This window comes from Ruminococcus sp. RTP21484sp1_RTP21277st1_D2_RTP21277_210401 (assembly GCF_040924225.1).
In the GTDB taxonomy this organism is placed as follows: domain Bacteria; phylum Bacillota; class Clostridia; order Lachnospirales; family Lachnospiraceae; genus Blautia_A; species Blautia_A faecis.
Genome location: NZ_JBCOMJ010000062.1, coordinates 1 through 4,628 on the forward strand (window position 1 = coordinate 1; position 4,628 = coordinate 4,628).

4 protein-coding genes are annotated in these 4,628 nt (G+C 44.1%); 1 reads left to right on the forward strand and 3 read right to left on the reverse strand.

Annotated features, from left to right (window positions below):
- The 3 genes from AB5706_RS22895 to AB5706_RS22905 form a co-directional block, all read right to left on the reverse strand.
- Positions 1-403 (reverse strand): hypothetical protein (locus AB5706_RS22895; RefSeq protein WP_368366334.1); only part of this gene is annotated, 403 nt, incomplete at its 3' end.
- Positions 393-1,079, reverse strand: coding sequence for a response regulator transcription factor (locus AB5706_RS22900; protein WP_195477960.1), 687 nt, complete (start codon positions 1,077-1,079; stop codon positions 393-395). The genes AB5706_RS22900 and AB5706_RS22895, both read right to left, overlap by 11 nt.
- Positions 1,080-1,335: 256 nt before the next feature.
- Positions 1,336-1,851: a cysteine hydrolase family protein gene (locus AB5706_RS22905; protein ID WP_173770231.1), complete on the reverse strand. Its 516-nt coding sequence runs from the start codon at positions 1,849-1,851 to the stop codon at positions 1,336-1,338.
- 261 nt (positions 1,852-2,112) lie between these two features.
- On the opposite strand from AB5706_RS22905, the gene AB5706_RS22910 reads away from it, so the two are divergent.
- A complete protein-coding gene (locus tag AB5706_RS22910; RefSeq protein ID WP_368366335.1) occupies positions 2,113-4,626 on the forward strand; it encodes an HD domain-containing phosphohydrolase in 2,514 nt (837 codons plus the stop codon).
- Positions 4,627-4,628: the final 2 nt, after the last annotated feature.

The window sequence follows — 4,628 nt, forward strand, 5'->3', positions numbered from 1 at the left end:
GTATAATCTTCCCACGAAACATCAGAATATGCCGGGATTCCATGCGACGCTGTTCCAGGGTTCCTTCTTCTGTGTACTGGGCAATTTTGTTTTCTATGTACTTACGGGACTGCATAGTTTTCAGAGATGATCTGGACGTATAAATCTGCTCATAATTTTCATTCGCAATTATAGTCTCAAATTTTTCTTTCTGATAATCACCAAGTGTTTCTTCGTCGTCCTCGCTAAGTTCCTCAAGATCCATGTCATGAATATCTTCATACAGCTGACGCATGATTCTGGCCTTTGATGAAGTATATATGGGATAACAGCACACACTATACAGAATGACTGCCAGTGCAAAAGCAATAATCTGAATCCACAGTGCTTTCCCATTTCTCCAGAAATCTTTTTTAATTTTCATGGATGTCCTCCCCGAAGATGTAGCCCACGCCGTAAACAGTCCGGATATAATTGCAGCCTTCTCCAAGTTTTTTCCGCAGCTGCTTCACCAGAGTATCAATGGTCCGCACATCACCTGCATAATCGTATTCCCACACCGCATTCAGTATGGTATCTCTGGGCAGAACAATTCCCGGATGCTCCATGAAATAAACTATCAGATCAAATTCTTTCCTGGTGGTGGGGATATGCTGCTCTTTGTAAAATAAAAGCTGTGCATTCACATCTGCCTGCAGATCGTTGTATTCCACCATAGTCCGCAGCTTCCCGGCACGCTTCAGCACCGCCTCAATGTGCATTTTCACAAGAGCCAGAGTAAAGGGCTTGGTGATATAATCGTCTGCACCTTTCTCAAATCCGCTCATCTGGTCTGCCACGGCCGACCTTGCAGACAAAATAATAACCGGAACCTCCGATATTTTCCTGATTTCTTTCAATACGGTATATCCGGAAATATCCGGCAGCATAAGATCCAGAAGGATCAGATCCACCTTCTGCTTATTCTGGCAAAAATATTCCAGGGCTTTGTTCCCGGTCAGTGCTGTCTCTACTTCATAGTTCTGAATCCTCAGAAAGTCAGAAATCGTCTGTGCTAATTTCGGTTCATCCTCTACAACAAGAATCTCTATTTTTTTCACGGCTCTTTCCTCTCTCTTAAAGCCTGTCCCATAAGGCTTTCTGTATTTCAAACAGGCTCTTGTAATCCATTGCGGTTTCCCATCAGACAGAAGCCGCAATTTATTTAATATAGTATCATGTGATTTTGATGGAAATATGAGAAAATAAGTTTTCTTTTGACGCAGAAAAATAAAAATGCCACAAAATCACCACTTTCCGTGACTTTGCGGCATTTTTTTTAGCAACCACTTCCAAATTCTATTTTCTCATGGCTCCCTAAAGGACCTCTATCTGGCAGGCTTTCATCGCTTCCAGCGCCCGCTCATGACTCTCCGGTGTCACTCCGGCGCAGCAAAGAGAGTCTACCATGATCGGTACCTCCGGCAAAAATGCTTTCAGCAGCATAGCATTGGAAATCACACAGATATCTGTGCAAAGCCCTACCAGTGTAATGCTGTCAATGGTCTCTGATTTATTAAATTCTTTCAGGACTTTTCCCAGAGTTTCGCTGCCAAAGGTCGGCTTGTCAATGGGTCCGGACTCCAGGAGCTCTGCGATCTCCTCCCGGATCTCCCAGCCATAGGTGCCGCGGATGCAATGCTCTACAGGAAGCATTCTGCCTTCTTGGGTCTGCAGATAATCCCCGCCGTGAGTATCCCTGGTCGCCAGCACAAGACCATTGAAATTCTTCACTCTGTCCACCACATTAGGCACAATCGCTTCCGCCTCCGGTGTGCCAAGCGCTCCGTCAATAAAATCATTCTGCATATCGATCACAACTAAAATATCCATATTTTCCCCCGTACTTCACATGTTTTTTGACAGAATTTTTCTCAATTCATCCCAAACACCACATATTTTTGTAAAACTTATTTAAATTAACTATACCACTTTATTGGAATTTCGTATACCGAAACGGTCAGATTTCTGAAAGATTTTAAAAATTTTTCCAACCATTATGAATAATAATGTTTTGATGAATCTTTTCATATATAGTATAATACAATTAATAATCACAAAAATTAACACCACTCACATACAAGGAGAATTACCATGACCAAGGAGAAATCACCTGCCCGCCAGGGACCAAGATACATTTTCTATTTTCTGATGCTCGCCATTCTTGGATGGTTCATTTTCATGCAGTTTTTCGGTGCTGATGAAAGAACTGTCAGTGGAAACTCTCCGTCCCTCCTCTATCCCGGAACCTTTACCTGGGAAAAGTCTGACGGCACCACTGAAGAAATCACAGTTCCCGGTTCCTATGATGTTCCCGCAGGCGAAACCATGGTCATCACATCTACCCTTCCGGCAGATTTTGATGCCTCATCTATAGCGATTCGTTCCTCCCTGCAGGACATAAACATCTACATAGACGGCACCTTAAGAGAGCAGTATAGCACCAGTAAAACCCGTCTGATTGGGAAAAATTCCGCCAGCCGTTTCATTTTCTGCTCCACCTCCCATGAAGATGCCGGAAAGGAGCTCCGCATTGAACTGACCACCTACACCTCCAACTATTCCGGTGTTGTGAACCAGATTTTCTGCGGAGATAAAGCTGACATCTGGCAGCTGATCTTTAACCATTACGGACAGGCCACTTACATCGCATTTTTCACCCTGTTTGCAGGACTGACCACCATTCTTTTCAGCCTTACCCTTGGTTTTGTGTACCACACAAGCTTTGACATGGAATATCTTGGCTGGTGCATGATAATGGGAGCAACCTGGATGCTGGGTGAGTCCAAGATCCGCCAGCTGCTGATTCCAAACTCATCTGCCCTGGCTTCCTTATGCTTCGTTATGATCCTTCTTGGACCGATTCCCCTTCTGCTTTATGCAGACAATGTACAGAATGGGCTTCACCGCAGACTTTATCATATTGTAATCGGAATCTCCCTACTGGATTTTACAGTCTGCTCTATTCTGGCCATAGCAAATATTGCAGACTACATTGAAACCCTCCCCCTGGGACAGATCATACTGATAGGTACATTCCTGATGGTGTTTATCCATCTCTGCCTCTACATCCGCCACAGAAAAAAAGCCTCAGACCATCTTCTGCTCCTGGCTCATTTGCTCGTTTTGCTTTGCGTTGCAGCTGAATGCGTCTCTGTATATTTTGTCACATCCCTGTCCGGTCTTTTTATCGGCATTGGAATGCTCATTCTGCTGTTTGTCAACATTGTCCGAACTCTTCGAAGCATTCAGCATATAGAGAATGCGCGCCAGCAGCTGGAGCTGGAACACAAACAGAAGCAGACAGAGAACCTTTCCCTGCAAATGATGCAGACTTTGTCCACCACCATCGAGGCTAAAGACGAATACACCCGCGGACATTCCTACCGGGTTGCAGAATATGCCGCACTTATTGCAGCCGAACTTGGATGGTCTTCAGAGGAAATCCAGCAGTTAAAGCATGCCGCTTACCTTCATGATATTGGAAAAATTGGTATTCCGGATCTGATCTTAAACAAGCCCTCCAGACTTACAGATGACGAGTATAATCTGATAAAAAAACATACCGTCGTCGGTGCAGAAATACTGAAGGATATTACCTTTGTCCCTCATATTGTTGAAGTGGCCAGAAATCATCACGAACGGTATGATGGAAATGGATATCCAGACGGGCTTTCCGGTGTCGAAATTCCCATTCATGCACGCATCACCGCAATGGCAGACAGCTATGATGCCATGAATTCCCGCAGAATTTACCGAAATGCACTTCCTCCGGAAATGATCCGGGAGGAAATCAGTAAGAACCGCGGGAAACAGTTTGATCCGGAAATTACAGATGTATTTTTAAAGCTATTAGATGAAAAGCGTGTTGTTCTCCACAATATCCGCACACAGGAAATAACAGCTCCACCAGAGGCTGACCACACCATTAACAAATTCATTTCAGAAGTAGTCAGCACCATAAAGAACCAGGAGGATTCAAAGAATTATGATTTCCTGACCGGTCTTCCTATGAGAAGCCTTGGAGAGCGGCTTATTGCAGAATTCATGCAGGAACATAACGGCTGTCTTATTTTCCTTGATATGGATAATCTGAAAAAAATCAATGACGTTTATGGACACATGGCCGGTGACCGCGCCTTAAGGAATCTGGGAACCCTGCTTTCACGCTATACAGCCAACGGTATTGCCTGTCGTCTTGGTGGAGATGAATTTCTTCTGTTTCTGCCAGACATAAGTGCTGAAAATGTGTCGAAACTAACGACACGGCTTTTCCACCACTTCCATTCCATCGCAGAAGCTGATCCTGAAATCAAAGATGCTGCTCTGTCTGCCGGTTTGTATATGTGCACTACCAGCGATACCTTTGCAGACTGTTATTCCAAAGCAGATAAGGCATTATACAATGTAAAGCAAAATGGTAAAAATCACTTTTCCTTTTATCATCAGATCAGTCATTCCTCTTCCGATTCACCAGGTACTGCCAGGGATCTTCAGCAGGTGGCAGACGCGCTTCGCAAAAGTGGCAGCTATGCACAACATCATAAACTTAAGAAAAAAATGGAAAGGAATCTGTTCGCAGGTTCCTTTCATTGTGTTAAAATATAGGC